The following is a 26856-nucleotide window of genomic DNA, read 5'->3' on the forward strand; positions in this document are numbered from 1 at the left end:
GCGTCACAATTAACACGTATGAAAAACTCGCTCCCCACGCAGAACATCTGGCAGGTTATTATGGCTTCGTCGGCTGGTACGCTCATTGAATGGTACGACTTTTACATCTTTGGCAGTTTGTCGGCCATCATTGCTGAAAAGTTCTTTCCACCCAGTAATCCGCAGCTGGCCTATATTGCCACGCTGGCCACCTTTGCGGTAGGATTTATTGTACGTCCTTTCGGCGCCATCGTTTTTGGCCGCCTGGGCGATATGGTAGGACGTAAATACACGTTCCTCCTCACCCTGTTGATCATGGGCGGCTCTACGTTCGCCATCGGCCTTATTCCCAGTTATCATACCATCGGGATACTGGCTCCTATACTGGTACTGATCCTGCGCCTCGCACAAGGACTGGCCCTGGGTGGTGAATACGGCGGCGCGGCTACCTATGTGGCCGAACACTCACCCGACAACCGGCGCGGATACTACACCAGTTTCATACAAACCACCGCCACACTGGGCCTGTTTGTATCGCTGGGCGTTATCCTCCTGACCCGCATGCTCATGACACCAGACGATTTCAACAACTACGGCTGGCGTATTCCTTTCCTGCTGTCGGTGCTGCTGGTGATCATGTCGTACTACATACGTATACGCCTGCACGAATCACCCCTGTTTGCCCAGATGAAGAAAGAAGGCAAAACTTCCACCAATCCTATCAAAGAAAGCTTTGCCAATAAAGAAAACCTGAAACTGGTGATGATAGCGCTGTTTGGCGCCGCTATGGGTCAGGGCGTGGTTTGGTACACCGGTCAGTTCTATGCGCTTTCCTTTCTCCAGAAAACGATGAACATAGAATTCGTACAGTCCAATATTATTATTGCGATTGCGCTGTTGCTGGGCACCCCTTTCTTTATTTACTTCGGCTCCCTGTCCGACCGCATCGGTCGCAAAAAGATCATGCTCACCGGCATGCTGCTGGCGGCCCTGGCCTACTACCCGATCTACAAGGCCATGGACAATATTGGGAACGTACAGCTGAAACAGGAGCAAACAGAACTGTTTAAAATAGAAAGCAATTCTTCCAGAACCGAATCGGGCGAACTGGTAGTCAAAAGCAGCCGGGTACACACTTACACCGATGGCAGCATCCTGAGGGAAACCGCCGATAAAAAGGAACTCACCGTAAGCCGCACCCATGTAACCTGGCTGGTGATCCTCATCTTTATACAGGTGCTTTTCGTAACCATGGTATATGCGCCCATCGCGGCTTTCCTGGTAGAATTGTTTCCTACGCGCATCCGCTATACCTCCATGTCGCTGCCGTATCATATCGGTAACGGCGTTTTTGGCGGATTGCTCCCCACTATTTCCACAATCCTGGTTACCAATACGGGTAATCACCTGGCAGGACTGATCTATCCGATCAGCATTGCGGTGATCTGTTTTATTGTGGGTATGATTTACCTGAAAGATAAAAAGGGAATTCCGCTGTAAGTACGGTGGTAATATATTTTCGGGGAGATGGAAGCTGCTATAGCAGCTTCCATCTCCCCGAACTTTTTTACAGGCTATTGAAACTGCTGTAAGAGATCCTCCAGTTGTAAACCAGGATGTGCGGTCATCAGCTGTTGTACTTTTGTAGCATAAAGCCGCCGGAACTGCTGATGCGCGGCACTTTCCGGGTTAAACGGCCGGTGACGGGCCGCCCGGTTAATATCTGCAATACTGTGCAGTAATTCCTGGCTGCCGGCACTGATGGCGGTTTTCACCACCTGTTCCCACACATAGTTAATGGCCAGTTCATTGGGATGTACCAGGTCTTCCTTATAAAAACGGTAATCCCGCAAATCATCTATCACCAGCTCATAGGCGGGGAAGTAAAACAGGCGGTTAAATTTATTCACCAGGTGATGCACGGCCTGCAGCAGCACGGCTTTGCTGAGGTTATTTTCTACAACGCCGTCGCGGATATAACGAACCGGGCTAACGGTAAAGAGTATATTAATTTTCCGGTTGCGGAAAAACAGGCGGTGCATCATGTTATCCAATGCCGTCACTATTTCATCTACGGTGAGCAGGCGTTTGTAGAAATTGCCTGCTGGGACCTTATGACAGTTACCTACCAGGCGGTTATTTTCCTTTAAGACGTATGCATGCGCAGATCCTAATGTGAGCACAAGCCAGTCGGCCTTTTCCATAGCCTGTGTGGCCGCCGCCTGCATCTGACGGATATTCTGAAGGGTCGCTTCCGGCGTAAGGCCGGAGAAACGGCTATGATGATCCCAGCTGTGCCAGGTATCATTATGGAGAAACAGGTCTTCTTTCGTATATACTTTCCCGTCGAGATACGAGGTAAGCGCTTTGGTAATGCTGAGCGGGTTATATAAAATGCCATGCGGGTTCACCAGGGTATTAAACCGGTGTTCCGCCAGCTTTTCCCCGATTTCTTCCGCAAAACAGGAACCCATCAGCAACAGCTCATGATCGTACTGGATGGCGTCCGATAGTGGCGCCACCGGAAAACTCAAATGAAATTGCATGTAATAAGGTTAAGCTTTAAATACAGCATCTGCCAGTCGCTGTGTGCCTCTTAATGCGGTCATATCGAGCGACAGCGGCTCTTTCCGCTGATGACAGAACGCGATCAGGTTTTCTGTTGCCAGGTTGCCTACCAGCTCATCTTTGGCCATCGGGCAACCGCCGATCCCTTTGATGGAGCTGTCGAAGCGCTTACATCCTTGCTCATAGGCCGCCAGTACTTTCTCTTCCCAGTTATATGGGGACGCGTGAAAATGCGCGCCGATCTCCACATCCGGATATGCCGGGATGAGGTGTTTGAACAACCCGCTGATGGTGGCGGGATCCGCTACTCCTACCGTATCTGCCAGGGAAATAATGCCGATGTCCATCTTCACCATCTCCTCCACATATTGCAGCACTATTTCAGGGCTATATGGATCTCCGTAAGGGTTACCAAAGCCCATAGAAATATAGATTACCAGCTCTTTCCGGTTCTTGATGCACAATTCCTGCATGGAATGCACCTGTTCCAGTGATTCTGCAATGGTTTTGTTGGTATTTCTCAGCTGAAAAGTTTCAGATATGGAGAAAGGGAAACCGAGGTAGTTGATTTCATCAAATACCACCGCCTCTTCCGCACCGCGTAAATTAGCTACAATAGCCAGCAGCTTACTTCTGGAACCAGACAACTGCAGCCTGGGAATCACGTCTTTGGTATCCGCCATCTGGGGGATGGCCTTGGGAGACACAAAGCTGCCAAAATCAATGGTATCAAAACCAACTTTCAGGAGGGAATTCAGATACTGCACTTTTTCATCCGTACTGATCATCCGGTGCCAACCCTGCATGGCATCACGCGGGCATTCCACTAGTTTTAGCATAGTAAACCATTTTCTGTGCGGATTCCCGCAGGTCCGCTTAAATATTTACCGTTCTCTGTTTCAGCGCTTCATACAGGATGATGCCGGCTGCCACAGATACGTTGAATGATTCGAAATTACCCGCCATCGGGATCCGGAACAATATGTCAGAAGCCTTTATCAGCGCGGGGTACACGCCTTTATCTTCCGACCCCATGATCACCGCTACCGGCTCTTTCAGATCGCAGTCGTATAATTTAATTTCCGTTTCCATTTCGCTGGCCATAACCTTGATCCCGTTGAGATGCAGGGTATCAATGGCTTTATTGAGGCTGTTCACCCGGCATACCGCGATCTTTTCCAGGGCACCGGCCGATGATTTTACGGCCTCTTCGTTCAGCGCGGCAATACCTTTGTCTGGTATAATAATGGCCTGTGCGCCGCAACACACTGCACTGCGGGCAATAGCGCCGATATTACGTACATCTGTAATACCATCCAGGATCAGGAACAACGGCGTTTCTCCTTTTTCTATCACATGGGAAATAACATCCTGCAGATCCAGGTAGGTTACATTACCTGCAATGGCCACTACGCCCTGGTGATTTGCCTGGGTAAGACCGTTGAGCTTTTCCACAGGAACATAGTTCACCGGGATATTGTTGGTTTGTGCCAGTTCCCGGATCTGGGGGATAATGTCGCCCGTAGCCGTACGCAGCATGAAAATGCGTTCGATGGGCGCTCCCGTAGTCAGGGCCTCCAATAACGGCTGACGGCCAATAATCATGGTAGATTGCTTTGGCCGTTGCGTTGCATATTTTTTAGGGCCTCGCTGCCCCTCTCTTCTTTCACCTTTGAAAGCGTTAAATTTCCTTTCCATTTGCTGCAAAGGTAACGGGTTTATTTGTTTAATAAGCCTTCATAGCCCATGAGCTTCACTTTTTGTATGGCTGCTACCGATAAGGAATCGGTGATTTCAAAGTCATTGACCATCCGGTAGGCCTCTTCAAAAGGCACTTTCTTTACTGCCAGCTGCTCTGTTTCTTCCGGTTCCGGCTCCCGTTGCTCCAGGCCACGGGCCAGGAATATCACTCCTTCTTCATCAGACACGGAGTTAGACAATGCCATCCGGGAAATCACCTCCCAATGGGAAGCCACCAGCCCGGTTTCTTCCAACAGTTCCCTCCTGGCGGTATCCAGCGGATCTTCTCCCAGCGGACAGCCGCCCTCTGGAATTTCCCAGGAATATTGCTTTAACGGGAAACGGTATTGGCCTACCAGGTAAATATTCATGTCATCGTCCAATGCCACGATGCCGATTGCCAGATTCTTAAAATGCACCACCCCATAAATCCCGGCGCCCCCCGCAGGGTTTAATCCCTCATGATGCCAGATGCTGATCCAGTTATTGTCATATCGCATTTCCCGGGAGTGAATGGTCCAGGGGTTTTTCGTTGTGTCCATGATTTCCTTAAAGTGACTTGTAATAATAGTAGGAGTTGGTATCTTTTTTAAATCCTTCTTTTTCGTAAAGGGACTGTGCCCCTGTGTTGGCAATATAGGTTTGTAACATCAGCCAGGCTGCACCGGTTGTTTTACCATATTCCGCAGCAGCATCCAATAGTGCTTTTCCGGCGCCTTGCCCACGATGTTCCTCCAATACATAGAGGTCGTTGAGTAACCAGCCTCTTTTCATACCCAGCGAAGTGAAGATCGGGTAGAGTTGCGTAAACCCGATAATTTCATCTCCGTTTAATACCACAAATATGACGCTGTCTTTTTTTGCAATTCTTTCTGAAATAAAATCAAGTGCTCCTTTGAAATCGGGCGCCTGGTCGTAATAACTGCGGTAGGCATCAAACAATACCGCCACTTCATTCGTATGTAACTCCGTTGCCTGAATAACTTCCATAAGATAACAGATTTAAATATCCTTGCCCAATTTAACGCATTTCCCTAACAAAAGAAAAGATGCTCCGTCCGGTAAAAACCGGGGTGAGCATCTGGCTACTTCTACCTTAAAATATTTATAGCTATTACAATTTTGCAGTCGCTGCAAGACTTTTCTTACTTTTATTTACCGCACTGTTCACCAGGTACACACCACCTATCGTTACCAGGGAACACACGCCTGTTAACCATGTGAGACTTTCGTGCAACAGCAGCCATCCTAACAGCACCGCTACCACCGGATTGATGTAAGCGTAGATAGATACCTGTGCCGGCGGCAGATTATTTAATGCAAATACATACGCGGAATACGAAAATACAGAGCCTACCAATACCAGGTACAGCAAGCTTTCCCATAACTCCGTGGTGAATGTGGCTACGGCTATATGCTGCCCCAGGAACAACGTAGCAACGAGCAACATGATCACCCCGCTAAACATCATCTGAAATCCGGCACCATAGAGATAATTCACGCCCAGCGACCACTTCGCCGTTAATACAGAACCCAGTGCCCAAAAAATACAGGAGACAAACCCGATGATAATACCAAACTGAAAATCGGGATTCATCAGGCTGGATAAATAATTATAGAAGATACCTGCTACTCCCCCAAAACCCAGGATCATACCAATGATCAGCTGTAAACTAAGCCGCGTACGCTGTACCAGGAAATAGCTGGTAATGGTGATCCAGATAGGAATAGTGGCCGCAATAATGGCGCCCAGGCCGCTGGGAATATATTGTAATGCCCACGTGAGCAAACCATTGCCACCACACATCATCAGTGTACCAATCACAAACAGTTTCGACAACACCAGCTTACCAGGTAATTTATATCCTCTCAATAAAAAAAATCCGGTGATTAAAATTCCGGCGGCACTTTGTCTGAGGCCAGCCAGCATCACACCATGCATATGTCTCACGCCCACCCTGGAAGCCAGGTAAGTGGTTCCCCAGAAAATACTTACAATGGCAAGCGCGATGTAAGCATTTGTATTTGATTTACGCATACGTATATTTATTCACTACTTTTCCAGCCAATACCTTCATGGTATCATAAGCCAACAAAACATCTTTCCCTGTGGTACGCCAGTTCACCAATGCCGCGCGGATGGCCGATCGACCGTTGTACACAGTGGCCGTCATACATACCACCCCACTGGCATTTACGGCTTCCAGGTATTCACTGACTGCTTCCGCTTCTACTTCCGGAGACACTTCCAATGTGAAGCATACCACACATAATCTTACAGGCGACAACACCACAAAATTGGGATCTGTTTCCAGCAGGCTTCCCAGTTGCTTCGCCAATGAAATATTATTTTCTACCAGCCAGCGATAACCATCTTTACCATAGGCCATCAAAGAGAACCATGCGGGTAAAGCACGCTGCCGGCGCGAGTTTTCAGGGATATGATTGATGAAATTAAATTGAGCCGCCGGATCTCCCAGGTAGGCGGCACCTGCGTTCTGGAATACCACCGATTGCAATTCCGGGTGCCGGCAAAAAATCATCGCGGCATCATAAGGTACATTCAACCATTTATGTGCATCGATGGTGATGCTGTCGGCCTGTTCCCAGCCATGCAGCAAATGTTTCCACTGATCGCTGCAGGCGGCAAATCCACCGAAAGCCGCGTCTACATGCAGCCAGAAGCCGTATTCCTCACGGAGTTCCACCAACGCGCGCAGATCATCAAAATCAACGGTATTCACGGTGCCGGCGTTGGCAACATAAATAAATGGTTGTCCTTTATGCGCTTCCAGGTATGCTTTCAGCGCAGGAATATCTACACATTCCCTGCCGGGTAATACGGGCATCCGCACCATGCTGTTGCGGCCCATACCGAGCATAGACATCGCTTTACCGATACTCGAATGCGGGGTGGCAGAAAGTACTTTTATTCCGGACAAAGCAGCCATGCCATCTGCGGCGATATCTACTCCCAGCTGTAATCCGAGCCACTGGCGGGCTACCGCCAGACCGGTGAAATTAGACATGGTAGCGCCGGATACAAAGCAGCCGAGAAATGCTTCCGGCAAACCGAATAATTCCTTTAATAAGCCAATGGTTTCCGTTTCTATATAATAGGCAGCAGAGCTTTTATCAGATGAATTCAGGTCCATCGCCGAAGTAAGCCAATCGCCCATAAGTGCCGCAGGAGTAACACCACCTGTAACAAAGCCCCAGTAGCGCGGACCAGCGGCAGCAGTAATACTATTGCCATACTGCTGACGGAATGCTTCCAGTGCTGCAGCGCCACCCATGCCTCTATCGGGAATGGATACACGACAATTGATATGCACCTGCTTATCTGCTGCCAACTGATTGATGGCGGATAAAAACCGGCTGCTGAAATCCTTTGTCAGCTGTAATAACTGATCTGTATATTTCAGATCGTCCTGCAATTTCAATTCCATGGTTACACGTATTGGTGGTAATGCTGGAACAAAATTGAGATAAATTATGATCTGAAAACAGATGCAGTTTTGTAAATATGGACCATATCAGATGAAGCGCTTATTTTCTTTACATCATCATGCAGTTATTATAACAACCCGGTAAACAGGTCGGTACGTTCATGTTCCAGCAACCAGCGTTTCCGCCACAACCCGCCGGCATAGCCGGTAAGCGTGCCATTGCTGCCTATCACGCGGTGACAGGGAACAATGATAGCTAACCTGTTTTTTCCGTTGGTGGTACCTACCGCACGGATACTTTTAGGATTGTGAATACGGCGCGCCAACTGCTGGTATGAAATAGTTTGTCCGAATGGAATATTCAACAGCTGTTGCCACACGGTTTGCTGAAACTCGGTACCCTCCTGCGATACAGGCAGTTCAAATATTTTCCGTTCTCCTGCAAAATATTCATATAGTTGTTGTGCGCAATCCAGCAATAAAGCAGGTGCCTGTGGAAAATCTACTGCCGGTTCATCCGTAAAAGAAACCGCATTTATAAAGTGTGTTGTCCCGCTTATCAGTAACGGACCAACGGGGGTGTCTATACGTAAATGATACATTCCGTCTTCCATGAAAAAAAACTATTGGGGTAATAATGACTGCCACAAATAAAAAGTGGCATATGCTGCATGCTCCTTCCATGGTTTTGTGTACTCCTGTAATGCCGGCATAGAAGGCTTGGCTTCCAAATTTAATCTATTTTTTATTGCATTCTGCAAACCAACATCTTCCAATAATACAGATTGCGGAAACCGGCGGTATTTCATCAGCGCATAGTTGGCCGACCAGTTGCCGATGCCTTTCATGGCGACCAGCCTCTCCAGCGCAGCTTCGTAGCTCAACACACCCAGCGAGGTCTCGCTGAGGGCGCCACCCGCCATCTGCCTGGCCGTTTCCACCAGGTACAATGCCTTACTGCGGGAGAATTGCAGCGGCGTGAGCTGATCCGGCTCCAAAGCCGCTATCACCGCCGGATGCGGATATAAATAGTAATCAGTACCCATCAAAGCAACACGATAACCAAACTGCTGAATAAACCGTTGCCGCAGCGTGTAGGCAAAGGAAAGATTGATCTGTTGCCCGATGATAGGCCAGGTAATGGCTTCAAACAGATCAGGCATACCAATCAAACGTAGCCCGTTGAATTGCTCTGCCAGCCCGGTTAACAGCGGGTCTGTGAGGGTATAGTCATAAAACGGCTGAAGGTTGGCATCCAGGTGCCACCAATGCGTGATATATCTAATAACTGGTGCTTCCGCCACTGCTTCGCCGGCTGGCGCCAGCACAGTCGCTTCAAGAAATCCATTTTTTGCAGCGGGCGCAATTTCCACCACTACCGGCTCTCCTTCCGACAACAGCATCCGCCGCACTGTTCCATCATGTATGTAATGCAAACATTCTTTGTCCGACCGCCCCAGGAACCGCAGGCATTCCGCAAAAGAGAAATGCGCAGGATCATTGATGGGGATCATTATTTTCTGCAAAGCCATGCTGCAAAAATACGGAATACAGGAGTTTTGTATTTACGCTTTCTTGCTAAATTCAGGGGAAGACACTGGGGGATCATCCTCCCCTGAACGGGTCATTATTTATCCTTGTGGCAACGTTCTTGACGTTACAGCAATACGGTTCCAGGCGTTGATAGTTACGATAGACATTACGATAACAGCTACTTCTTCGGCGGTAAATACTTCCAGTGCAGCATTGTACACATCATCCGGCACACGGGAAGAAGCTACCAGGGTAACGGCTTCTGTCAGCGCCAGTGCCGCGCGTTCCTTATCGGTATAGTACGGCGCTTCATGCCAGGCAGAAAGTCCGTAGATACGTTGTTCGGTTTCACCCATTTTACGGGCTTCCTTGGTATGCATATTTAAACAAAAAGCACAACCATTGATCTGGGAGGCGCGGATCTTGATGAGTTCTCCCAATGTTTTATCCAGACCGCTTTCATTCACAAATGTCTGTAAGGCCATCATTGCTTTAAACGAGCCAGGGGCCAGTTTATAAATGTCCATTCTTGCTTCCATGATTATATTTTTTTAAAAATGATGATATTAATAGAAAAACTGCTCCCGGATAATTTTGCCGTCCTGCACCTGGTATATACAGAGTTCATTTCTCATGCGGCGGCCAACGTTTGCTAACGTCACATCCATCAGCAACTGTACAGCAAAATAATCGTCTGCCACCACCGGATTGGATATCTCCAAAAGATGCCTTTCGGTGATCATATCCAGGAAGGTTTGCTCCTTCGCCATAATGGCGGCCAATCCGGCTGTGATGCGGCCATCCGGCTCTACATTCACCGCATCTGTATGAAACAGGGTGGCCTGTGCCTCCGGAAATTTCCAGTCCCGGCAAAGCTTTACCAGGGTATCTGCCAATTGCTTAACAACAGTCATCGGTTGTGGTTTAGGATTACAAAATAACAGCAAAATACATAACCAAAACAGATACAGAATTATCAATATTAAACCATAACAGATTACCTTTGGGAAGATGAAAAAGAACAGCGGATTTATCTATCTTCAGCTGGCAGAAAAGATCCAGCATATGATCAGCGAAGGCGTTTATACAGTGGGCGATAAACTGCCTTCTGTGCGTTCACTGCACCAGGAACATGGCATCAGCATCAGTACTGCATTACAGGTATATACCCATCTCGAAAAGAAAGGCTGGGTAGCCTCCAGGGAGAAATCGGGCTACTTTGTACATTACTCCAAAAAACTGCGGCCTGAACTACCACCGGTAACGGATCCGCTGCCCACTCCCGCCAAAGTACAGATCAATGAAAAGCTGGCCATGTTCCGGAAAACCAGCCAGTCCCACAAAACCATTTCCCTGATAGGCGCTTCTCCGGATACCTCTCTGCTCCCTTCGGTAAAACTGAAAAAAGCATTGCAGCTTGCTGCCCGTGAACTGGATACTTCGTATATCCCTTACGGTGATATCAGGGGGCATGAGCCTTTCCGCAAGCATATTGCCAGGCATTGCCTCAACTGGGGCCGGGCGGTATCCCCGTCAGATATTATCGTTACCAATGGCGCCATAGAAGCCGCCAGTCTTTGTTTACGCGCAGTTGCCAAAGCCGGCGATACCATTGCCATTGAATCGCCTACCTTCTTCGGCCTGCTGCTGGCCATTGAAAGCCTCGGCATGAAAGCGCTGGAAATCCCCACCGATCCGGTAACCGGTGTAAGCCTCGACAAACTGGAAGATGCCTTTAAACACAAAAAAGTACAGGCCTGTCTTTTTGTTAGTAATTATAATAACCCATTAGGCAGCTGTATGCCCGACAACAGCAAAGAGCAACTGGCCCAACTGCTGCAAAAATACCAGGTGCCACTGATTGAAGACGACGTGTACGGCGACCTTCACTTTGCACCGGAGCGGCCCCGGACTGTTAAATCGTATGATGAAGAAGGCCTGGTACTTTACTGCTCTTCCTTCTCCAAATCCATTGCTGCCGGGTTACGCGTGGGCTGGGTCATTGGCGGCAGGTACCGGGACAAAATAGCGCAGCTGAAATTTATGACTTCCGGCAGTACCGGTTTGCTACCGCAACTGGTGCTGAATAAGTTCCTCGACCAGCAGCGGCTGGACCTTCATCTTAAATCCCTGCGCCAGGCGCTGAGTATGCAAACCATGCAGATCACGAAAGCCATCCAGGAATATTTTCCGGGAGATACGCAACTCACCCGTCCCAATGGCGGGATCAGCTTATGGGTCGTACTTCCTGCCGGCATCAATACCTGGCAACTGCATGAAGAAGCCGTGGAGCAGGGGATCACCTTTACGCCCGGGTCCCTGTTTTCCAGCCAGGACCGCTATCAGAATTGTATCCGGCTTACAAATGCCAACCCATGGAACGATGACCAGGATTGGGCTATACAAACGCTCGGACGCCTGATCGGGAAGCAGTTACGATAATATTGCTGTCGCTGTTGGTTTGCAACAGCGACCGTTTTTTCCTCCCCGCCTGATACCGGCTTTCGCCCGCATGTCCATGCACGCCGCGCCACCATCGAAGATCCCTTGTGCCACTACCCGTTCCCCATCTCCCTAAAATAAAACCCAAAAACAGATGCCACTTTAGTAATTTTGACCAGATCAGATTAGTACTGCCATGATAAAAACTGCCGATCACCTGTATCTCCAGGTAGCTGATAACATAGAACAGCTGATAGAAAAAGATGTGATGAAAATCGGGGAAAAACTGCCGTCTGTGCGCATGCTCAGCAAGCAACAGGGCATTAGTTTAACCACCGCGTTCCAGGCTTACTATCACCTGGAATCAAAGGGCCTGATTGAATCCAGACCTAAATCCGGCTACTATATCCGTTTTAATTCCAGGCGTATGCCCGCCATGCCAGGCACCTGTTCGCCTGTGAAGAAAGCCAGTGAAGCCACTGTAAGTGATATGGTGATGGAAGTGTTCAGCCATATGAGAAACCCGAATATCCTGAACTTTTCGGTGGCCACGCCCCCACCAGGCCTGATGCCTGCCGCCAAAATGGCGAAGGCCGTCGTACATGCGCTGCGGGAATTGCCCAACAACGGGATCGGCTATGAAGAGTTGCAGGGGAATGCACTGCTACGCGGACAAATTGCGCGGATGTCGCTCGCCTGGGGCGGCGCTTATACAGCAGATGATGTGATCACCACCAGCGGTTGTATGGATGCACTGACGCTCTGCTTAACGGCTGTTACCAATCCTGGTGATACCATTGCGATTGAAAGTCCCGCGTATTACGGCTCCATGCAGCTGGCAGAAAGTCTTGGCCTCAAAGTGCTGGAAATCCCCACCCATCCCATTTCCGGCGTGGACCTCGACTATCTCGACAAAGCGATTCCCCGTCATAAAATCAAGGCCTGCCTGTTTGTTACCAACTACAATAATCCGCTGGGTTCCTGTATGCCGGACAAAAACAAAAAGACACTGGTAGACATGGTGGTGAAATATGATATCGCATTGATAGAAGACGATATTTACGGGGATCTGTATTTTGGCAAACAACGCCCGGTAAATTGTAAAACCTTTGATAAATATGGGCATGTGCTGCTGTGCAATTCCTTTTCGAAATCACTGGCGCCGGGCTATCGCGTAGGCTGGACTTTGCCCGGGAAATACAAGGAAAAAGTATTGCTGATGAAACAAAACCACTCTATCGCCTGCGCATCTTTGCCACAGGCGGCGGTAGGACATTTCCTGGAGATAGGCCGGTATGAGTTTCACTTACGCAACCTGCGAAAAACGCTGCATACCCAGTGTTTACGCTATTCACAGGCCATCGGCGAATACTTTCCGGAAGGTACCCGTATTTCGCGGCCACAGGGCGGTTGTGTGTTGTGGGTAGAACTACAGGGAGAAATCAACACATTTGAATTGTTCCAGCAGGCGCTGAAACATAAGATCAGCTTCTGTCCCGGCAGGATCTTTTCACTGCAGAACAGGTATAGTAACTGTTTACGTATCAGTTTTGGTCCGGTGTGGAGTAAACAGGTAGACGACGGATTGAAGACATTGGGAAAACTCATCCGCAAGATGAGCTGAAAGAGCGAAGACCGGGATAAGAATATCCCGGCCCGTTAAACCTACAACTTAAATTTCTAATCTTTTAAGTTGCTGCCAGATGCCCGTATAGCAAGCGGCATCCGGCAGGCAACCAATGGGATTTACAAACACATCCTAAAACAACCATTAAACTGTAAAATCAACAAAGAAATTTCTTTTTATGTCCTTGCTGCCGGTGCAGCATTTGCACAATGCTGCACACCGCAACGCCAGGATCATTTATCAACCGATCAACGGATGTACCATCAGGCCGCCGTCTACATTATATTCTGCACCTGTTATGAAGGAGGCTTCGTCTGAAGCCAGGAAAGTAACCATGCTCGCAATATCTTCCGGTTGACCCAATCTTCCCAATGGCGTGATATTTTGCAAATGTGGCCGGGCTGCTTCCGGTACGCCTACTTTTGTAAGTAACGGCGTATCAATAATACCCGGATTCACAATATTCACCCTGATCTTTCTGTCCGACAATTCTCTCGATAAGGTTCTGCCCAAACTGTTCAGCGCAGCTTTGCTGGCGGATAATACCGATGCATTCGGTGAGCCCGCATATGCATTCAGGGCCGACAGCAACGTAATGGAGCCACCATCATTGACAAGAGGAAGTAATTGCTGGATGGTGAAATAAGCACCTTTGAAGTTAATGTTCATTAATTCATCGTATAGTTCTTCTGTGACCGTTTCAAACGGCGCCAATTTCGCCACACCAGCATTTACAAATAAGGCATCTATTTTTCCGAAACGTCCCTGCAGGTATTCATACAGGCGACGTATGTCATTCATGTCCGACTGATCTGCTTTAAAACCTTCTGCAGGATGTCCGAGTGCATGTACTGCCTTTTGCACCGCCCCCGGCTGACGACCTGTTATCAAAACCTTTGCTCCTTTTGCTAAAAATGCTTTTGCTGTTGCGTATCCTATGCCACTGTTACCACCAGTGATAACAACTATTTTATCTTTCAGAGAGGACATGAATGTTTTTGTTTGTTTTTGGAGGATTAACCGATTAATGGATGTACGTTGATACCACCGTCAATATTGTATTCTGCTCCTGTGATAAAAGAGGCATCATCTGAAGCCAGGAAGGATACCAGTCTGGCGATTTCTTCCGGCTGACCGATCCGGCCTACCGGTAATACTTTTGCCAGGCGTTCTGCGTCGATGGCTTCTTTCGGAACTCCTGCCTTCTCCAGTATGGGAGTAGCTACAGGTCCGGGATTCACCACATTTACCCTGATCTTTCTGTCTGCCAGTTCTCTTGATAAAGTACGTCCTAATGAATTCAATCCTGCCTTGCTGGCGCTGTATACCGAAGCTCCCGGCATGCCCGAGTAAGCGTTGACGGAGGATAACAAGATAATGGTGCCTCCTTCATTGATCAGTGGCAGCAGGTGCTGCACTGTAAAGAAGGCGCCTTTCAGGTTGATGTCCATCACTGTGTCGAAAGATTCTTCTGTAACGGATGTAAATGGTTCGATGGCGGCGACTCCTGCATTGACAAACAGGATATCTATCTTGCCATAACGGTCACGTACATACGCTGCCAGTTTTTGTGCATCACCTGTTTTACCCTGGTCTGCGATAAAACTATCTACTCCTCCCAACGCTGCGGCTGCCTGCTGTACGGCTTCCGGCTTGCGTCCTGTGATTAATACCTTAGCTCCTTTCGCTAAAAAATCTGCTGCTGTTGCATATCCTATACCGCTGTTACCGCCCGTGATGACAGCTGTTTTATTGTTTAACAAGTCCATCCTATTGATTTATTTAAGTTTATCGATATTTTACCTTCAAAAAAAAGAGAAAAAATCTCTCTATCAATTTATTAATTTAAAAGTATCAATATATAAAAGTATAAAAAAAGCTGTTGATTACCCGCCCGGTAGTACCTCAGCTTATTTATAATTTAACTCAACTGTAAAAAGAACATCGATAATTGTTTCATCATTTCCTTATTGAGCGTCAGCTCCACTATTCTGCCATTTTTCACGGAATTCAGTACACCACTGTCTACCAGGATCTTCACATGATGCGACACCGTAGGCTGCGACAAACACGTAAACCCACACACATCACCACAAACCAGCTGCCCTTTCTTAACAATCTCCATTATAATAGATAATCGATGCTTGTCGGCGATGGCATTTGCTGCTTTTTCTATAACTGCTAAATCCATAGAACAAAAGTAATACTATTTTTGAAATATCGAAATATTTCGATGAATTTTTTTTCCGGCCATGTCATTTCCGTTATTTATTTCCTCTTTCCGGTAGGCGGCAGGCGTCATCCCATGGTACTTTTTAAAGAGCCGGCTCATATGACTTTCGTCTGTAAACCCCAGCTCATCGGCGATTTCAGAAATGGTGAGGTCGCTGTACTTCACCCGCAGCTGTACCAGGTTCAGCTTATGGTGGATAATAAACTGTTGCAGGCTCTCCCCGGTTTGCTTTTTGAAATACTCTCCTATATAATTGAGGGAAAGATTGAACATCTTCGCCAGATGCTCCTGCTTCAATAGTTCCGGGTGATAAATATGCTGGCGGATATACCCGATCATCCGGCTGATCAGGGGAGCCTCGTCTTCTGTACCGGCGATATTCGTATCTTCCGCTACATTCCTGGCCACAATATTCAGGAGCAGGCTCACGTAATGCTGCAGGTTTTCCTGGTAGTAAGGTGGTTTCTTTTCATACTCATCCATCATATTGCAAATCAACGCCATCATCATCTTGCAATCATCCGGCTGACGGATCAGCAACTGCTCCTGCCGGTTGTGATAAAAGAAAAGATACTCCAGTTGCCGCAGCCACTCCCCGATGCGCGCTTTCTCCTGCGCAGAACGCGACAGTCCCACGAACATCTCTGAAAAACGGACAGACACAAACCGGGTAGGCGTTTCTTCTTCAAATCCCCGGCAGTCGCGCGGTGTAAACAAAAACAAACTTCCCTTCTGATAAGGAAAGCGGTTATTATTCACCGTACGGAAACCGCTTCCCTCCCGGATCTGGATGATCTCGAAAAAGAAATAGACCTGTGGTCTGGGGTCCCAGTCCGACATATCTGCCTGGAGCAATTCAAAGGGTGTATAGATATTCCGTTCTCCCATAACCTGCAAAATTACAGGAATCCCCCCGCATTTTACCTGTTCCGGCGGCTAATACCCTACTAATTTTGTGAAATAAATATACCGAAAGATGAAATTACTGGAGCCGGTCAACGCGCATACATTGGCCCTGAACAACAGGACCGTCATGGCGCCTATGAGCAGAAGAAGAGCCACCAACGGAATACCCGACGAGATGGTGGCTACCTATTACGGTCAGCGCGCAGGCGCGGGCCTCATCATTGCGGAAAGCACCGCCGTGAGCCCCAGCGGCATGGGGTATTCCCATCTGCCCGGCATTTACAACGCCCAACAGATCGCCGGCTGGAAAAAAGTGACCGATGCCGTGCATGCCAATGGCGGTAAAATATTTGTGCAGCTGGTACATAGCGGCCGGATCGGCCATCCGCTGAACCTGCCCGGCGGCGGCCCTTTGCAGGCCCCCTCCGCCGTAGCAGCCCACGGTAACGTAAACACCATACAGGGACCATTGCCCATGCCCGTACCCGAAGCTATGTCCACTGCTGCCGTGGAAAAAATGATTGATACCCATCTGCAGGCAGCACAAAATGCGCTGGAAGCCGGTTTCGATGGCATAGAAATACACGCGGCACATGGCTACCTGATCGAACAGTTTATGCATCCGCACACCAATCAACGCACCGATCAATACGGCGGCAGTATAGAAAACAGAACCCGCTTTTTACTGGAAATTACACAAGGCACTATCCGTATCGCCGGTGCAGAAAAAACAGGCATCCGCTTTTCTCCTTTTGCCGCACTCAACAGCCTGCCGCTATACGAAGAAGAAATTGCCACACACATGTACCTGGTACCAAAACTAAACCAGATGGATATACGCTATATTCATCTCTCTGATCAGTCAACAAATGGCAGTTTACCCATCCCCGCCAGCTACATACAATTACTGCGGCAGCAATTTAAAAACTGATTAATTTTAGCAGGTGGTTTTACCGCTGAAAGTGCAGAAGAAACACTGCAACGAAATGAAGCAGATCTTATTGCATTCGGAAGACCATTTATCTCCAATCCTGATCTGGCAGAGCGTTTCAGGCATCAGTACCCGTTAGCGCCGGGACATAAAAATACATTCTATGAAGGTGGCGCCGGCGGACTGACAGATTATCCTTTTATGAACAAATTGCAATAGATTTTTATATTATCTTTAGGCGCTTACACCGGCACACGCCCGTGTAAAAATATGCCAAACTCTATTGCTATGAAAACCATGAAAAAACACCTGCTCCTGCCTGTAGCATTCTTTACTTTAGCGGCCTGCCATGAAAGTAAAATACAGGAAGAGAAAGTGACAACAGACGCTGCGCCACCAGCGCATCCTGTTACCGAAACCGCAGATCAGATTACACGTCCCTGCGCTGTATTCCACTATCCTGATAGTATGCAACTGGAAAAGTTGAAAAAAGACAACGGGGAAGAAGCCTTTTATACTATCAATGAAGACTACCAGAGCTACATGACGGATGCGCATGCATTCCTGGAACAAAAAGGATTGAAGATCATCGAACCGGCCGGCGGAAAAATCATTTTTCATTCCGCCAAAGGAAGCGTATCCACACTGAATCTCAGCGATGTAAAGTACAATTGGGAAATGTGGTTATTTGATGGAGACACCCTCCATAAAGTAGACGTGATGGACATCGAAAATGAGTACAAAAAGTACATGAAATAATTTTCAGGGGGCTGGATAAAAATTATTCAGCCCCCTCTTTTTATTTATTCCAGTGATCATATACCGCTTTTGCAATCTTTGCAATAGTTCCTTCCCGCTCCGCCTCACTGGCCTTTGCATCAGACACAAACACCGTTATTGCCACATGCTGCCCGTTGGGCATAGTAATGATCCCCACATCGTTGGTAGCACGGGTCAATCCGTCCGATGTCCACGAAGTACCGGTTTTATGCGCTACCGGGGTACCCGCCGGCAGCAATCCTTTCAGACGTTTTGCGCCCGGGCCGGAAGTAGTGAGCAGGTGCATCAGGTAGCGGTGACTGCTGTCGGACAGCACCGGCTCCTGGTAAAATATCCTGAGCAGCTGCGTCATAGCAGCGGGTGTAGACCAGTTCTGGTACTGGATCATTTCGCTGGGCACCTGCACTTTCTCCGTGGTGGCGATGGCGATCTGTTTTACCCCCAGGCTATGTACATATGCATTGGCATTGGCCGTACCGCCGAGTAAGCGCAACAGCACATCACAGGCGCTCCCATCACTGGAACGGATATTATAATCGATCAGGTCTGACAACGGTATATCAAAATTGCCTTCCGGATGCAGATCACGCACAGGACTGACGCCTCTGGGACCAATCAGATCTTCTTTGGTAACATGTATCAGCTGATCAAGCCGGAACTTTTGCTGATCTACTGCGTGTAGCATCGCCATCGCAATAGGAAATTTATAGACGCTCTGCATGGGAAACCGTTGATCGCGGTTAAAGGAAACAGTATCCTTTGTTTCCAGTATTTCCGCATATACGCCAACTTTTCCTGATATATTTCCGGCAATAGCAGCTATCTGCCGGCGAAGGGTTTGCTGCCCCTTCGCCGTTGGCAAAGACACTACAAAAGTGGCTACGGTGGCCGATATGAGAAGAGAAATCTTTTTTATCATATAGTGGGTTTAGTACATGTAAAAGTCAAAATAAGTGTTTCACTGCATAACCGGCGAAATTATGCATTTAGAATTTCGCGTCCTTAATATTATTTTAGGCTCCAAATAGAGACGAAATTGAGCAAACCGATATTAGTTATAAAATTTGGAACGGCGTCGATCACCCATCAGAATGGTGACCTCGACGAAACCGTGATTGCCGGAATAGCGCGGCAGGTAGCCACTTTGCACGAAGATTATCATATTGTACTGGTATCTTCCGGTGCTGTTGCCGCAGGAAAACAGTTTTTACGCCACTACAATGGCAGCATCAGCGAACGCAAAGCCGCAGCGGCCGTAGGAAACCCGCTGTTGCTGAATAAATACAGCCGGTACTTTGCCCCTTACAATATTGCCGTGGCCCAGAGCCTTTGTGAGCGGCAGCACTTCTCCGACAGGGATCAGTTCCTGCAGCTAAAGCGTACCTACGAGGAATTATGGGCCAGCAACATCATTCCCATCGCCAACGAAAACGATGTGGTGAGCAGCCTGGAGTTGAAGTTTTCAGACAACGACGAGCTGGCCACGCTGATAGCCGTGGGCTTTGGCGCCTCCCTCTTGCTGTTCAGCACCTCCGTAGCCGGTGTACTGGACCGTTCCGGACAGGTGGTACCACAGATAGATGTAATCGATAAAGCCGCCCTCGGACTGGCAGATAAAGAGAAATCCAGTCTTGGTTTAGGCGGCATGGTATCCAAACTTACCTTCGCCCGCCTGGCTACCCGCATGGGTATCCGTGTGGTGATTTTCGGGATCCGTACGGAAGATGGTATTCTCAATGCCATTGCAGGCAAAACAGGTACCTTGTGTTTACCACAACCCTGCAGCATGCCCGCCCGTAAAAAATGGCTGGCCAGCGGCAGTCTGGTTACCGGCAGGATACAGATAGACGCCGGCGCGCAACAGGCGCTGGAAAAACGTCATAGCCTGCTGGCGGTGGGTGTACAAACCGTATTGGAGAAATTCGAATGCGGGGAAGTGATCGAAATCGTAAATGAAGAAAACATCGCGATTGCCGTAGGCAGGGCGAAAATCAGTTCAGATACATTGGATACACATCATAAAGCGCAGAATATTGAAGTGGCGCATGCCGATGATATTGTGTTGTTATAAAGAATTCCCCTCACCGGGGCTAAAGTAAAAATGATCATGCAAACGATACAACCTTTACTGGAACAGGCCCAACAGGCAGGTGTTTCCATCCGCACCCTTCCTGATGTGGAGAAACAGGCCCTGCTGCGCAGACTGGCCGCTGTGATCCTGATCCGCTCAGAAGATATTACCACAGAAAACAAAAAGGACCTGGACCGCATGTCTGACGAGGACCCGAAGAAAGACCGGTTGCTGCTGACAGATGCCCGCATCCGCGACCTGGCCTCCAGCCTGGAAGATATTGCTGCGCTCCCGGATCCCGCCAATGTGCTGGTGCTGGAACGCACGCTGGACAACGGCCTGCTGGTGCAGAAAAAAACAGTCCCGTTAGGGGTAGTTGGCGTGATCTATGAATCAAGACCCAATGTAACTGTAGATGTAGCTGCGCTCTGTATCCGCTCCGGCAACGTATGTGTGCTGCGTGGCGGCACCGATGCCTTTTATACCAATACCATCCTGGTGCAACTTATCCAGGAAGTGCTGAAAGAATTTAATGTAGCCACCGCCGCTGTACAACTGCTGCCTACCGACCGCAGCTTTGTAATGGAAATGCTCACTGCGGTAAAATATATCGACATCATTATTCCGCGTGGCTCTGAGCAGCTGATCGAATTTGTGCGGACCAACTCCCGGGTGCCCGTCATCGAAACCGGTGCGGGTGTATGCCATACCTACGTGGAAAAAACAGCAGATCTGCCGCAGGCGGCCGCTATCGTCACCAATGCGAAAGTGTCGCGCCCATCGGTGTGCAACTCGCTGGACACGGTGCTGGTGGATGAAGCCGTAGCAGCGGATTTCCTTGCATTGCTGGCGCCGCAACTGCTGCCATATGCGGTAGACGTATATGCGGACCCGTTAGCTTTTGACATCCTGCAGAAAAATAACTATCCGCATCTGTTCGCGGCACAACCGGAAGATTTCGGCCGGGAATTTCTCTCCCTGAAATGTTCGGTAAAAGTAGTGCCGGATGTACAGGCAGCGTTATCGCATATCCAGACTTTCTCTTCCCGTCACTCGGAAGCGATTGTATCGCGCGACACAGCCATCAGTGAGCGTTTTCTCAATGAAGTGGATGCCGCTGCGGTATACGTGAACGCCTCTACGCGATTCACGGACGGCGGTGTATTCGGACTGGGTGCGGAAATAGGGATCTCTACACAGAAACTCCATGCACGTGGACCTTTTGCACTGGAAAAGCTGGTAACAGAGAAATGGTTTTTGAGAGGTAACGGCCAGGTAAGATAAAAAGAACAAGAGCAGGCATTAACGCCTGCTCTTGTGGTATTATGCAATAGTAATCTGTTCGTTCAGGTATACATCCTGGATAGCATTCAGCAGGGCGGCTCCTTCTGCCATCGGGCGCTGAAAAGCTTTCCGCCCGGAGATCAGCCCTACCCCACCGGCTCTTTTATTGATCACGGCAGTACGTACCGCTTCTGCCAGGTCAGCAGCTCCTTCGGAAGCGCCACCGGAATTAATCAATCCCATGCGTCCCATATAACAGTTCGCTACCTGGTAGCGGCACAGATCAATCGGATTGTCGGAAGTAAGTTCGGTATAAATGCGTTCATCCAGTTTACCATAGGAAGAATTACCTGTGTTAAGCGCCTTGTAGCCACCATTGACTACCGGCAGCTTCTGTTTGATAATATCTGCCTGTATGGTAACCCCAAGGTGGTTAGCCTGCCCGGTAAGGTCGGCAGACAGGTGATAGTCTACATCTTTCTTGAAGGCGTCATTGCGCAGGTAGCACCATAGAATGGTGGCCATGCCCAGTTCGTGCGCCCTTTCAAAGGCCTGCGATACTTCCACGATCTGCCGGTCGGACTGCTCAGAACCAAAATAAATAGTGGCGCCAACGGCTACTGCGCCTGTATTCCAGGCTTCTTCCACGGTACCGTACATCACCTGGTCTGCCCGGTTGGGATAAGTGAGCAGTTCATTATGATTCAGTTTTACAATAAAAGGAATACGGTGTGCATAGCTGCGGGCTACGGAAGATAACACGCCAAAGGTGGAAGCTACTGCATTACAGCCGCCTTCAATGGCCAGCCTGACAATATTCTCCGGATCAAAATAAGCCGGGTGCTTTGCAAACGATGCACCGGCGCTGTGTTCTACCCCCTGATCAACGGGAAGGATAGACATATAACCCGTGCCCGCCAGGCGGCCGTGGTTAAACAATTGCCCGAGGCTGCGCAACACCTGTGGGTTACGACTGGAAGGTTGGTAAATCTTATTGACCGTATCCGGTCCCGGCAGATGCAGCAGATCTTTGCTGATGGTATTGCTTTGATGCTGTAGCAGGGTATCACTTTCTTTGCCTAATAATTCGCTGATCTTTTCCAAGGATAACATAAGCATGACTTTTTAGTACTCCTAATTTAAGGATTTAAAACCGCACTGCATCCGGGCAACATTCAATAAGGAGTTGGTTCCTTCGGACGTGGTTTTTCTTCCCGCTCTTCCGTGACCATTTCCGTGCCTTCAAATGCACCTCCGGAACCATCGTGGATAACGGGTTCCGGCTTTACTGTTTCTTCCTTTTTTTCCGTTTTTTCTTCGTTGGGATTGATGTTCATTTCCATAATAACAAATGTACTGATTCCTTATAAATCGTGAATAGCCGGAGAAGATTAAAGCGGCATTAAAAAAAAGAAACGAATTTGACTTTAGGAATAAATATTATAACTTTGGAAGACGGTGTCTGTAGCCCCTTAAAAAAGGATGCCGGAAGAACTAACAACTGGAGATTACCCTCAGAAGATCATTGATACATTATTTATACCTACAATTACAGTACTATCCTGAATTCAATATCACTAAAACGCTACGACTATCCAAAATGATTACAACACTAATAGCGCGCCTGAAAAAAACCATTCATAAGATCGTTAATACCGGCACTCAGGGCATCATAGATGATGAATTGATTACCAGGATAACTTTAGTGAATTCGCTTAGTCTCGCGATCGTTATCCTCATTATTTGCGTGGGCAGTGTGTATTACGCCATGAGCGGGCAGTTGTCCATTCTGCTGCCAGCGTCCTTTGAAGCTTCACTGGCGTTATCTCCCATATTTTTAAACCATTATAAAAAGCACCATCTTGCTTCGCTGATTACTTTTTTCACCCAATGTCTGGCCTCGTTGTATTTTGGATTGCTACTAGGAAACATTATTGAGTTGCAGGCGATGGTTATTTTTCTTTTCCTGATCACCTTTCTTATTTTCAAAGATAAATGGACCAGGCGCATCTGTATTGTTACATCGATGGGTATACTGTTCGTACTGGAAGCGAACTACTATGACAATTTTGTGTCTACCATTTCCCTCAACCATACTACTACCGTTATATTTAAGGCGCTTTCAGTGATGGGCGTGATGCTGCTGGTGCTGATTGTTGGCAGTCCGTATGTTGCGAGTAATGATGCCCTTCATAAAGCCAACCATTTCAAGCGGATGTTTGTGTACCAGGTAACGCACGAAATGCGTACCCCGCTTAATGCGATTTATGGAGCAGCCCAGCTGTTAAAACGGGAAGCAAAACTGGATATCAACCTCCGGAAAATAATGCCTCTTATAGATCACCTGCTTACTGCCACCAACAATACCCGGCGTATTATCAACGACGTACTGGATATGGCGCAGATAGAATCCGGGAAAATAGAGCATACGGTGATGGAAGTAATTGAACTGACACCTTTCATTAACAAGATAACGGATGTAAACAGGATTATAGCGCGCTCCAGGCAGATAAAGATTGGCCTGACCATTCACGAAATGCCGCAGGTCATCATATGCGATACGCTGAAACTGAACCAGGTGATCACCAATCTGCTGGGGAATGCGATCAAATATGCCGATAAAAATACGACGATCAATATCCATGTTACGCGGCTGGAAGAGCAATGGCAGATGCAGTTTGTGAACCAGGGTACTCCGATCCCGGAAGCGCAGTTAAGCGAGATTTTTGAGCCTTTTGTAGGTACCCGGAATAACCATACAGAGGGAACAGGACTTGGACTATATATTGTAAAGAATAAAGTGAAGGCTATGAACGGCAGCATTACCGTTAGCAGTTCCGCCAGCGGAGAAACCTGTTTTACCCTATGCTTACCGTTAACTATTGCCTCTCTTGCGGATATTCCGGCAGGGATGAATGAGGAAGTAAAGGAAAGAGATCTGAGCAACATTCATGTGATGATGGCTGAAGATGATGAGATCAATTCAAAGATCCTCCAGATGCTGCTGCAAAAAATAGGCTGCGAAGTAACGGCTACCACGAATGGTATTGAGTTGCTGGAGCAGGTGCAAAAAAATGTCCCTGATATGATTATTATGGATTATCACATGCAGGGACTCAATGGTGTGGATACATTAAAAATACTGAAGGCATTACCGCAATACGCCCATATTCCTGTAATAATCGCCACCGGTGACGTACGTGGAGCAACACAACAGGTTCTCCTGGAAGCCGGCGCCAGTGCTGTATTGGAAAAACCAGTACATCACAGTCAGCTGTTATCCATTATGAACCAGCATATCCGCCATTTCGATGCTGAGTTACAGGAGCGGGTGTAAAAAACCTAAACTGCTTTTCTCATTTCTGTAGTCAGCTGTGTTTCGAACCAGATGGATTGCGGCCGCTTATAACGCAGGGTGTGCACCTGCCATACCCAGCTGGCCTGTACACAACGTTCCAGACCATCCAGGTGTTTTCTCAACTGTTCTGCAGCGTCCGGATCCGATATGGCGCTATCCATGCAAACGGTATTCATTTCTTCCAGCAGTAACATAAACTCACGAAGCAGGCCCTGTACAATATCTCCGGCTTCTTTTAATACACTGTTCAGTGAATAGTGCGGATAATTCAAGGCAATTACCGCGATGAGATTAGAATCTGCCCCGTTGTCAATCATTTCTTTTTCGAAGGAGAACATATCGTTCATCAAACCGCCGATGGCCGCCGTAACATATTGCAATCTTGCCAGCTTCGCTGCGACGCCCTTCTTTTCCAGCCAGGCTGGATCTGTAAATGCACCGATACTGTAATCGATCAGGCTGATTACATGATGCATTCCCGCCATATGACAACGCAGATCTGTGTACTCGGCCACTGTAGGAATACGGCCCAGTTCAGCGGCATTACCGTTCCGGTGGGTCACTTTGATGTGGTAATTGTATAACCGTAAAAATTCGTTGAACCATGCTTCCGGAGAGGAGGTTTTCATCTGTTGCAGGATATCCCTGTTCGCGATTTCAATAGCGGCCAAATCAGTGTATTCATCTTCCAGTACGGTGGCAGCCGCCATCCTGTTGATAATGTTTTTTGCGCTTGCCTGTTGCGGCGTAGAAAGTTTATCGAACACTTCACGGCCCATGGTGTCATTGAGGTAATAGTCCACCGCAAGATTCTTCACAATCGGCAACATTCTGCTGAGCCCCGCATCCGGGAACAAAAAGATAGCGCAGGTGATATAGTGTTCCGCATTGCTGTGCCAGATGTTATATTCCTCTCCGAAAGACCGTGCAGCTTTCGCCAGGGAGGAGGCAAACGGATGTTTTTTAAATGAGCGGCAATAATCCTCCAACCGGAAATCGCCGTAGTTAAATAATTGTAATAAAGAAAAACTGGGGGTGCCTGCTGTCATTGTTACTGCATATTCTTTCTGAATTTTTTGCATTCTGGCATGAGCCATCATCTGAACATTGTGTTTCATAAATGTTAATTTTTGAGTAAGAAAATGGTGAAATTGTATTAATTAGATCCGGTTATAGGGCATACTGATTCTTGGCAGGAACAAAACTGCGGCGGATGAAAGGAAGGTATTGGGTGATATTCCGAACAAATATATTATACTTTTAATGTACAAAAACGTACTGAATTCTCCCTGCTTCCGGAATTTTGCTATTAACCCCGCCCTGTTTTATATATATTTGTCCCCCGGAAAGATAAAAAGACCAATATGACCCAGATCGCTATTATCCGGCATGGAACCACTTCCTGGAACAGAGCCGGCAAACTGCAAGGCCATTCAGACATCCCGCTGGATGAAGAAGGCATTACGCAGGCCTTGAAACTGGGACAACGGCTCACCGGGGAAGACTGGGACCTGATGTACTCCAGCCATCTGCTGCGCGCCAAACAAACAGCAGCTATCATTGCACAGGAATTATCCATAGAAAGCGTCATAGAAGACAAACGGATCGGCGAAGCCGGCGGCGGTCTTATTGAAGGAACAACAGAAGAAGAACGGCAACTTCAATGGGGCCCCCATTGGAAAGCAATGGACCTCGGCATGGAAAGCAATGCTTCCGTTGTTGCCAGGGGCCTGTCTTTCATGCAGGACCTCCTGTCTGAAAACAGTGGCAAAAAAATCCTGCTGGTCACCCATGGCAGCTTTATCCGCCAACTGCTCGATGCCCTGATGCCACAAATGCATCCAACTCCCGCCATGAAAAATACTTCTATTACCCGGCTGCAGTTCTCCGACGAAAACTGGAAATGCGAGTTGTTTAATTGCGTGAGCCATCTCGAATAGCCCTATATTTGCCGT

Annotated in this window: 27 protein-coding genes and 1 pseudogene; 9 read left to right on the forward strand and 19 right to left on the reverse strand. The window is 48.1% G+C overall.

Going from position 1 to position 26856, the window contains the following annotated elements:
• The first annotated feature begins 18 nt into the window (after positions 1–18).
• Positions 19–1479 carry an MFS transporter gene (locus BMW79_RS26565; RefSeq protein ID WP_089900310.1) on the forward strand — a complete coding sequence of 487 codons (1461 nt, stop codon included), beginning with the start codon at positions 19–21 and terminating at the stop codon, positions 1477–1479.
• A 74-nt stretch (positions 1480–1553) separates the two neighbouring features.
• Here the strand turns inward: BMW79_RS26565 and BMW79_RS26570 are convergent, their stop codons facing one another.
• From BMW79_RS26570 to BMW79_RS26620, 11 genes are all read right to left on the reverse strand, one after another.
• Positions 1554–2525, reverse strand: a complete 972-nt coding sequence (locus BMW79_RS26570; protein ID WP_089900314.1) for a GSCFA domain-containing protein — start codon at positions 2523–2525, stop codon at positions 1554–1556.
• Between the two features lie 9 nt (positions 2526–2534).
• A complete protein-coding gene (locus BMW79_RS26575) occupies positions 2535–3386 on the reverse strand; it encodes a hydroxymethylglutaryl-CoA lyase (protein WP_089900317.1) in 852 nt (283 codons plus the stop codon).
• Between the two features lie 37 nt (positions 3387–3423).
• Entirely contained in the window at positions 3424–4245 is an 822-nt protein-coding gene (gene rlmB / locus BMW79_RS26580; protein WP_245752690.1) for a 23S rRNA (guanosine(2251)-2'-O)-methyltransferase RlmB, read from the reverse strand.
• Positions 4246–4265: 20 nt separating this feature from the next.
• Entirely contained in the window at positions 4266–4829 is a 564-nt protein-coding gene (locus tag BMW79_RS26585; RefSeq protein ID WP_089900320.1) for an NUDIX domain-containing protein, read from the reverse strand.
• 7 nt (positions 4830–4836) lie between these two features.
• Positions 4837–5277, reverse strand: coding sequence for a GNAT family N-acetyltransferase (locus tag BMW79_RS26590; RefSeq protein WP_089900323.1), 441 nt, complete (start codon positions 5275–5277; stop codon positions 4837–4839).
• 124 nt (positions 5278–5401) lie between these two features.
• Entirely contained in the window at positions 5402–6325 is a 924-nt protein-coding gene (locus tag BMW79_RS26595) for an EamA family transporter (protein ID WP_089900326.1), read from the reverse strand.
• Entirely contained in the window at positions 6318–7736 is a 1419-nt protein-coding gene (locus BMW79_RS26600; RefSeq protein WP_089900329.1) for a pyridoxal phosphate-dependent decarboxylase family protein, read from the reverse strand. Before BMW79_RS26600 ends, BMW79_RS26595 begins: the two co-directional genes overlap by 8 nt.
• Positions 7737–7864: 128 nt before the next feature.
• Positions 7865–8350 carry a methylated-DNA--[protein]-cysteine S-methyltransferase gene (locus BMW79_RS26605; protein ID WP_218150451.1) on the reverse strand — a complete coding sequence of 162 codons (486 nt, stop codon included), beginning with the start codon at positions 8348–8350 and terminating at the stop codon, positions 7865–7867.
• A 9-nt stretch (positions 8351–8359) separates the two neighbouring features.
• Positions 8360–9250: a DNA-3-methyladenine glycosylase family protein gene (locus BMW79_RS26610; RefSeq protein ID WP_177192345.1), complete on the reverse strand. Its 891-nt coding sequence runs from the start codon at positions 9248–9250 to the stop codon at positions 8360–8362.
• A 117-nt stretch (positions 9251–9367) separates the two neighbouring features.
• The gene (locus tag BMW79_RS26615; RefSeq protein WP_089900339.1) at positions 9368–9808 is read right to left on the reverse strand and encodes a carboxymuconolactone decarboxylase family protein; all 441 of its coding nucleotides are present in this window, start codon (positions 9806–9808) and stop codon (positions 9368–9370) included.
• A gap of 27 nt (positions 9809–9835) precedes the next feature.
• Positions 9836–10183, reverse strand: a complete 348-nt coding sequence (locus BMW79_RS26620; RefSeq protein WP_089900342.1) for a nuclear transport factor 2 family protein — start codon at positions 10181–10183, stop codon at positions 9836–9838.
• Between the two features lie 97 nt (positions 10184–10280).
• On the opposite strand from BMW79_RS26620, the gene BMW79_RS26625 reads away from it, so the two are divergent.
• Together BMW79_RS26625 and BMW79_RS26630 are read left to right on the forward strand one after the other, a co-directional pair.
• Complete coding sequence (locus BMW79_RS26625; protein ID WP_089900344.1) at positions 10281–11711, forward strand: aminotransferase-like domain-containing protein; 1431 nt, start codon at positions 10281–10283, stop codon at positions 11709–11711.
• 196 nt (positions 11712–11907) lie between these two features.
• Complete coding sequence (locus tag BMW79_RS26630) at positions 11908–13335, forward strand: aminotransferase-like domain-containing protein (RefSeq protein WP_089900346.1); 1428 nt, start codon at positions 11908–11910, stop codon at positions 13333–13335.
• Positions 13336–13578: 243 nt separating this feature from the next.
• On the opposite strand, the gene BMW79_RS26635 is transcribed toward BMW79_RS26630, so the two are convergent.
• The 4 genes from BMW79_RS26635 to BMW79_RS26650 all read right to left on the reverse strand — a co-directional run bounded on the left by BMW79_RS26635 (position 13579) and on the right by BMW79_RS26650 (position 16459).
• Positions 13579–14328 carry a glucose 1-dehydrogenase gene (locus BMW79_RS26635; RefSeq protein WP_089900348.1) on the reverse strand — a complete coding sequence of 250 codons (750 nt, stop codon included), beginning with the start codon at positions 14326–14328 and terminating at the stop codon, positions 13579–13581.
• A gap of 26 nt (positions 14329–14354) precedes the next feature.
• Entirely contained in the window at positions 14355–15107 is a 753-nt protein-coding gene (locus tag BMW79_RS26640) for a glucose 1-dehydrogenase (protein ID WP_089900350.1), read from the reverse strand.
• Positions 15108–15259: 152 nt separating this feature from the next.
• Positions 15260–15529, reverse strand: a complete 270-nt coding sequence (locus tag BMW79_RS26645) for an ArsR/SmtB family transcription factor (RefSeq protein ID WP_089900353.1) — start codon at positions 15527–15529, stop codon at positions 15260–15262.
• Between the two features lie 15 nt (positions 15530–15544).
• On the reverse strand, positions 15545–16459 hold the full coding sequence (locus BMW79_RS26650) for a helix-turn-helix domain-containing protein (RefSeq protein ID WP_089900356.1): 915 nt from the start codon (positions 16457–16459) through the stop codon (positions 15545–15547).
• A gap of 88 nt (positions 16460–16547) precedes the next feature.
• On the opposite strand from BMW79_RS26650, the pseudogene BMW79_RS26655 reads away from it, so the two are divergent.
• A pseudogene (locus BMW79_RS26655) lies at positions 16548–17627 on the forward strand (alkene reductase).
• Between the two features lie 69 nt (positions 17628–17696).
• The gene (locus tag BMW79_RS26660) at positions 17697–18167 is read left to right on the forward strand and encodes a hypothetical protein (protein ID WP_089900359.1); all 471 of its coding nucleotides are present in this window, start codon (positions 17697–17699) and stop codon (positions 18165–18167) included.
• Between the two features lie 40 nt (positions 18168–18207).
• On the opposite strand, the gene bla is transcribed toward BMW79_RS26660, so the two are convergent.
• Positions 18208–19107, reverse strand: a complete 900-nt coding sequence (gene bla / locus BMW79_RS26665; protein WP_089900362.1) for a class A beta-lactamase — start codon at positions 19105–19107, stop codon at positions 18208–18210.
• 117 nt (positions 19108–19224) lie between these two features.
• On the opposite strand from bla, the gene proB reads away from it, so the two are divergent.
• Together proB and BMW79_RS26675 are read left to right on the forward strand one after the other, a co-directional pair.
• Positions 19225–20259 (forward strand): glutamate 5-kinase, encoded by a 1035-nt coding sequence (gene proB / locus BMW79_RS26670; protein ID WP_089900365.1) that lies wholly within the window; start codon positions 19225–19227, stop codon positions 20257–20259.
• A gap of 36 nt (positions 20260–20295) precedes the next feature.
• Positions 20296–21543 carry a glutamate-5-semialdehyde dehydrogenase gene (locus BMW79_RS26675; protein WP_089900369.1) on the forward strand — a complete coding sequence of 416 codons (1248 nt, stop codon included), beginning with the start codon at positions 20296–20298 and terminating at the stop codon, positions 21541–21543.
• Between the two features lie 39 nt (positions 21544–21582).
• On the opposite strand, the gene BMW79_RS26680 is transcribed toward BMW79_RS26675, so the two are convergent.
• Together BMW79_RS26680 and BMW79_RS34005 are read right to left on the reverse strand one after the other, a co-directional pair.
• The gene (locus tag BMW79_RS26680; RefSeq protein WP_218150453.1) at positions 21583–22656 is read right to left on the reverse strand and encodes a class I fructose-bisphosphate aldolase; all 1074 of its coding nucleotides are present in this window, start codon (positions 22654–22656) and stop codon (positions 21583–21585) included.
• A 62-nt stretch (positions 22657–22718) separates the two neighbouring features.
• A complete protein-coding gene (locus tag BMW79_RS34005) occupies positions 22719–22886 on the reverse strand; it encodes a hypothetical protein (protein ID WP_177192346.1) in 168 nt (55 codons plus the stop codon).
• 257 nt (positions 22887–23143) lie between these two features.
• Here BMW79_RS34005 and BMW79_RS26685 point away from each other — a divergent pair, with 257 nt between their 5' ends.
• Positions 23144–24880 (forward strand): hybrid sensor histidine kinase/response regulator, encoded by a 1737-nt coding sequence (locus BMW79_RS26685; protein ID WP_089900374.1) that lies wholly within the window; start codon positions 23144–23146, stop codon positions 24878–24880.
• A gap of 5 nt (positions 24881–24885) precedes the next feature.
• Here BMW79_RS26685 and BMW79_RS26690 read toward each other — a convergent pair whose 3' ends face one another.
• The gene (locus tag BMW79_RS26690) at positions 24886–26019 is read right to left on the reverse strand and encodes a terpene synthase family protein (protein ID WP_089900377.1); all 1134 of its coding nucleotides are present in this window, start codon (positions 26017–26019) and stop codon (positions 24886–24888) included.
• A 246-nt stretch (positions 26020–26265) separates the two neighbouring features.
• On the opposite strand from BMW79_RS26690, the gene BMW79_RS26695 reads away from it, so the two are divergent.
• The gene (locus BMW79_RS26695) at positions 26266–26841 is read left to right on the forward strand and encodes a histidine phosphatase family protein (protein ID WP_089900380.1); all 576 of its coding nucleotides are present in this window, start codon (positions 26266–26268) and stop codon (positions 26839–26841) included.
• Positions 26842–26856 lie beyond the last annotated feature (15 nt).

It is taken from the genome of Chitinophaga arvensicola (assembly GCF_900110835.1).
In the GTDB taxonomy this organism is placed as follows: domain Bacteria; phylum Bacteroidota; class Bacteroidia; order Chitinophagales; family Chitinophagaceae; genus Chitinophaga; species Chitinophaga arvensicola.